Genomic DNA, 5,628 nt, shown 5'->3' on the forward strand with positions numbered 1-5,628 from the left:
CACGAAGGGTCGTGTTGCCGATACGTAACGTGGTCGTGTAACAACAGATAATCGCGCCCACGGGCACCGGCCGCATAAACACCATACTGCTGACCGCCACTGTAGTCACTCTACCTTGCGAGACTTCATTGGCATGAATCGCCCCTGCGATATCCATCTGCGCCATCACCCAACCACCAAAAATATCACCAAAGGGATTGGTATCAGCGGGCATGGTGATGGTTTGCAAGGCGATTGTGCCGCTTGGATGGCTGGCGAAAGTCTGCATGTGAACTCCTCAAGATTTCAGCAAGTATAGCCGCTGAATAAAAAAACGACTGTACCATCGGCACAGTCGTTTTAGAGTTACTTAACTATATTGACTCTATGACTGAAACTACAGAACACCCACTACACCTGGCACTGCTGTCCAGGTTTTGCCGAGTGCATCGACAAAGGTAATTTCAAGTAAATAGCCGCTATCAGTCGCGGGTAAGTCGATGGTGCGAATTAAATTGCCCATGAAATAAAACGGCATTTCCTCGTCCTCACCGCTGGTATCTACTGTGAAATTTCCGCTAAAACTTTGCACTGTGGTTGCACCGTCCAGACTTTTTACTTTGACTTGTGCACTCATAGGGAAAGTATCAAAGTTGCTGTAAGCCATCAGGGTTAGAGCCTTAGTTGCAGGATCATACATGCCGGTAACTACGGGTTGGCTGTGTTTAATCACTTCGGTTTTCATTACTACCTGAGCGCCGTTATCACTCAACTCATCAGAATCGAGATTGCCATCTATCCGTGTAACCTGCATTGGTTCTTCATCAGGCTGCGCGATCAATGCAGCAAAATTCAAAATAGTGTACTCGCCACCGCAGGGCAGGTTGAGGCGGTAATTTCCTTGAGTGTTGCTGGTCGTAAAATCAAAACCAAATACCGACGAATTTTGGCCAGTAAATCCGTAGACAAAATTGCGATTGACCGGCGCACCACTTTCATAGACAAAGTTGCCGCTCACTTCACACAGCTGCGGACGTGTTAGAACTAACTGCTGCACGGGGCTATTAACACAATTGGTTGAGAGTGTGACCTTATGGGTGACATAACCAAATTCGCTTTCATCAAAGAAAATAACTTCAGCTTCCAAATCGGGAGCCATATTGGATTGGGCGATGCGAATGCTGGCATTTCCATTGCTATTAGTCGTGAAAAAACTTGAAGCGAAATTAAAGTTGTCATCGTTATCCATCACAAAACCATTGATACCGGTGAGTGTTTGGCCATCAGGATTTTTTAGTTGGATGTTTGCGCAGTAATCCGTAGGTTGGTTAAACGCCAGCGGATAATCCAGATTCCACCATTGGCGCTGGAAAATGCCATTGCCAACCAGAATTTCCAGAGTGAATGTTTCAGTAGTGCAATTAAATGCCGTTTGCGTTGCGGGAACCTGCTGAGCCGCTTCATTGTACAGCGTGCCTTGGCCAATCAAATCCCACAGACCACTGGCGGGATTGTAGGTATAAACCGGGATTTGAAAACCAGACTGGTTAGGCGCGCTATCGCCCAAACTTTCCAGAAGTGCACAACTTTGCGGCGGGATTTGATAATTAATCAGCACGGGTTCTTCCGCAATAGCTTTCTGGTTGCCACCGGCTTTGGCTATTTTTTGCTGACGCGCTTTGCGCATTGCCGTCACCAGCGTTTCATTGTTATTGGTTTTGATTTCGGCAAAATTAAAACCAACCGAGGCTAATTGATTACCATCAGAGTCCGCGTAGGCGCCCGGGAAAAATTCAGCATCTTCAGGACTATTGGGATCAAAGGTGCGCACCGCAACATCTAATGAACTGGTGTCATCGGGCAATAGTGATTGCGGGATGTTAATCAGCAGGCTATTGCTCTGTTGATCGTCATCAGCGCTGACCTGAATATTAAAACCGGATAACTCCAGACCGGATGCTGTAGTCGCGGTGCCAGCCACTACAGTTTGTACTGGAACTGCTTGCAGTTTTGCATCCAGATTAATTTGATTTTCTGCATCGAGTTTACGCGCAAAAGAGGTGTAGCCCGGTGCGCTGACATTCACTGCAATGCTGGTAGCACCAGCACCACTCAGATCTGCGCTGAAGCGCAACTCATCGCTGTTGCTGTAGTCGCTAGCGATAGGTGAGGTGCTTGCCAACACTTGCTCATTTTTATCCAGAAGATGCACAGTGACTTGCACCTGGTTTTCATCCAGCGTACTGGCATCGCCTTCGGCGGTGAAACCATTAATAGTGCCGTTAATTTTTACCACAACCGCTGCGGTGGAAGCTGAGCTCGATGAAACTGCAGTTGACGATGGTGCTACTGATGAAAGTGCTGTTGATGATGCCATCGAAGAAGGTACCGCACTCGTCGTCAACGAGCTGGCTACTGCCGAGCTAATCGCGATTGAACTGGCAGTCATTGAACTAATAGATGCAGCGCTGGAACGGCTTGCGGGTTTGTCATCACCACCGCCACCGCACGCAGCGAGGGTGAGTGCAGTTATGGCTGCACTGAAACGTAGTAGAGGTAACATAAAATTCTCCCTGTGATAAATGAAAATTCCCTGCTTAGCGCAATGACTGCGGCTAAACCAGAAAGCGGCAAGTTTGTGTTGGATTAACTGAATCGAAACTGAAAACACGGCAAGCTGCGACGTTAATGAGATTCGCATCACATTAACGACACAGAGTAAATTCGGCATTGTGATTAACCGATATACAGCGTAAATCGTCGCATATTGGTGTGGACGGAGTTGTTAAAAAATGTGTTACATCTGCTCCGGCAACCAAGTCACCAAGCCCGGCCAAAGCGCCATTGCACACAGCAATAATAATTGCAGCGCGATAAAAGGAATCACACCGCGATATATTTCACTGGTCTTGATGCTCGCGGGCGCTACTCCACGCAAATAAAACAATGCAAAACCAAAAGGTGGGGTGAGAAATGAGGTTTGTAGGTTCACCGCGATCATAATGCCCAACCAAATGGGATCTACACCCATGGCGAGCAATACCGGGCCGACGATCGGTACTACGACAAAAATAATTTCGATAAAATCGAGAATAAAGCCCAACACAAACATTACCAGCATGACAAGCAGTACCGCGGTGAAAACACCACCGGGCAGCTGGCTGAAAAAGCTGTGTACTAATTCTTCGCCACCGAAGCCGCGAAACACTAATGAGAACAGTGATGCGCCGATCAGGATCATAAAAATCATGGTGCTGATTTGCAGGGTAGAGCGCGAGACTTCGCGCAAGCGTACAATATTAAATTGTTTTTTCCACAACGCCAGTAAGCAAGCGCCCAGCGCACCCACGCCGGCAGCTTCAGTTGGTGTTGCGGCGCCGATTAAAATCGAACCCAATACCAGACCGATCAGTAATAGCACCGGCAGCAAACTCAGTAGCAGTTTTGGCAAAGATACCCGGTCTTCTTCATCAATTACTACGCGCGGAATAATCTGCGGGCGAAAAAAAGCGGTAAAAAATACATAGAGCATGTAAAGCACAACCAGCATTAAACCGGGCACTATGGCAGCTACAAATAAATCGCCCACTGAAATGGTTTTAGGATTAAACACACCGAGCTTTAATTGCGCCTGCTGGTAAGCGCTGGAGAGCACGTCGCCCAATAATACCAATGCAATGGAGGGTGGAATAATTTGCCCGAGCGTTCCCGTCGCACAAATAGTGCCGCAGGCAAAACTTGGTGCATAGCCGCGTTTGATCATGAGCGGCAGTGACATCAAACCCATAGTCACTACAGTCGCGCCGACAATGCCGGTACTCGCTGCCAGCATTGCGCCTACGGCAATCACCGAAATTCCCAAACCACCGGGCAAGCGGCCGCAGGCTTTAGTCATATTCGCCAACAGATCTTCAGCAAGGCGAGACTTTTCCAATACCGTACCCATAAATACAAACAGCGGCACCGCGACCAGCGTGTAATTATTCATTATGCCGTAGAGGCGCGATGGAAAACTTTTTAATAAATTCGGATCAAAAATACCGCCAACAATACCCAGCGCAGCAAATCCCAAGGCAACGCCGCCCAGCGTAAAAGCAACCGGATATCCCAGCATTAAAAAAATGCAGATGGCAGCAAACATAAACAGCGGAATTAATTCAATTAGCATGATGGTTGCTCCTGCGCATCAACTCCATTTGCAGGTGTCACATTCATCAGTACCAAAAGACTGCGCAGTAATTCAGCAATAGCTTGCAAACTCACGCTCAATGCCATTAACGGCAATAAACTTTTTAATAAATACACGCCGCCGATACCACCGGAATCAGTCGAACCCTCACCAATGCGCCAACTTTCCTGCACAAACTCCAGGCTGCCCCAGCCGATAAAAATCATCAGCGGTAACGTGAATAACAAACTACCCAACACCTCTACCCAGGCGCGCGCGCGCGGCGACATTTTTTTATGCAGTATATCCACGCGCACATGGCCATCATTTTTTAACGTATAGGCGGCGCCGAGCATAAATACGGCGGCATGCATATAAGTCACTGATTCTTGCAGCGCGATGGAACCTATACCGAATAAATGGCGCAGGCCGACGACTATGCAGGCAATGATCACCATAATGCCGGTGAGCCAGGCAGTGGTGGTGCCGGTAAATTCAGCGATGGCATCGAGCCAGCGAACGACAGGATTGGGTGATGCGGATGCAGGGATGTTATTCATGTGTTGGATTTTTTATTAAGATTTTGTGGCGGCGATTATACGCAAAGGGTTAATCGCCGCCGTGTTTTTATTGTTGTGATACAAATTGTGTTGCAGAAAAATGAATTACTGCAATTTGCCTAATTTGGCATTGGCAGCTTGGCCAATTTCGCCACCGCCTTGCGCAGCTTGTTGATAATATTGCTGCGCTTGCGCTCGATTACCTTTAGCAAGTGAGACTTCACCCAAATAGTAGGCAGCAATTTGCGTGGGTAAATAGCGCTGGCCGGTAAGCAAATCTTTCTCCGCCATATCGTTTTTACCCAATTGGCTGTAGGCGATTCCGCGAAATACATAGGGTTTAAAATATTTCGGGTTGGCCTGTACCGCGCGATCCAATGCCGCAACAGCTTCAGTGGTTTTATCCTGCTGCAACAGCAGTTGGCCTTTCATCTCCCAGAATAAATTTTCTTTCGGTTGCTGGGCGATGGATTGGTCAACGTAGACGAGTGCATCGATATATTTTTTCTCGCCCGCCAACTTCTGCGCTTTTTGATAATTGGCGTAGGCTTTTTTATCTTTGGTCACTTGCGCCATGGCACGCTGGAAGGCTTCTTTATTGCGCACACCGCCCGGGTATTTAGCCGCATGTTGGCGATTTTTGCTTACGCGCTCTTGTGAGGGTGGATGGCTGGCAAACAGGCCTTCGATAAATCCGGCGTTTTTACCTTCCGATAACTTCACAAAAATTTCCTGCAGCTCAACTGCCGCTTGCGCATCGTAGCCCGCTTTGGCCATGTACTTCATGCCCACTTCGTCGGACTCCAATTCATGGGAGCGACCGTATTTCGCTTTCCATGCCTGTGATCCAACAGCCAACGCTCCCACCCCCAGAGCACCGTACTCGGGCTTTTTCTCGGCAATCGCAATACCGGCAATCAA

Annotated in this window: 5 protein-coding genes; all 5 read right to left on the reverse strand. The window is 48.1% G+C overall.

Features of this window, described 5'->3' with window-relative positions; translation table 11 throughout:
* The coding region (locus tag ACWA6V_RS16300; protein ID WP_449523481.1) for an acyl-CoA thioesterase at positions 1–268 on the reverse strand (268 nt) is incomplete at its 3' end.
* A gap of 108 nt (positions 269–376) precedes the next feature.
* The gene (locus tag ACWA6V_RS16305) at positions 377–2,542 is read right to left on the reverse strand and encodes a hypothetical protein (protein ID WP_449523482.1); all 2,166 of its coding nucleotides are present in this window, start codon (positions 2,540–2,542) and stop codon (positions 377–379) included.
* Between the two features lie 234 nt (positions 2,543–2,776).
* Positions 2,777–4,147: a TRAP transporter large permease gene (locus ACWA6V_RS16310; RefSeq protein WP_449523483.1), complete on the reverse strand. Its 1,371-nt coding sequence runs from the start codon at positions 4,145–4,147 to the stop codon at positions 2,777–2,779.
* Positions 4,141–4,707 carry a TRAP transporter small permease subunit gene (locus ACWA6V_RS16315; RefSeq protein WP_449523484.1) on the reverse strand — a complete coding sequence of 189 codons (567 nt, stop codon included), beginning with the start codon at positions 4,705–4,707 and terminating at the stop codon, positions 4,141–4,143. The genes ACWA6V_RS16310 and ACWA6V_RS16315 overlap by 7 nt, the downstream gene beginning before the upstream one ends.
* Before the next feature lie 105 nt (positions 4,708–4,812).
* A partial coding sequence (locus ACWA6V_RS16320; RefSeq protein WP_449523485.1) for a M48 family metalloprotease occupies positions 4,813–5,628 on the reverse strand: 816 nt, incomplete at its 5' end.

It is taken from the genome of Cellvibrio sp. (genome assembly GCF_053579595.1).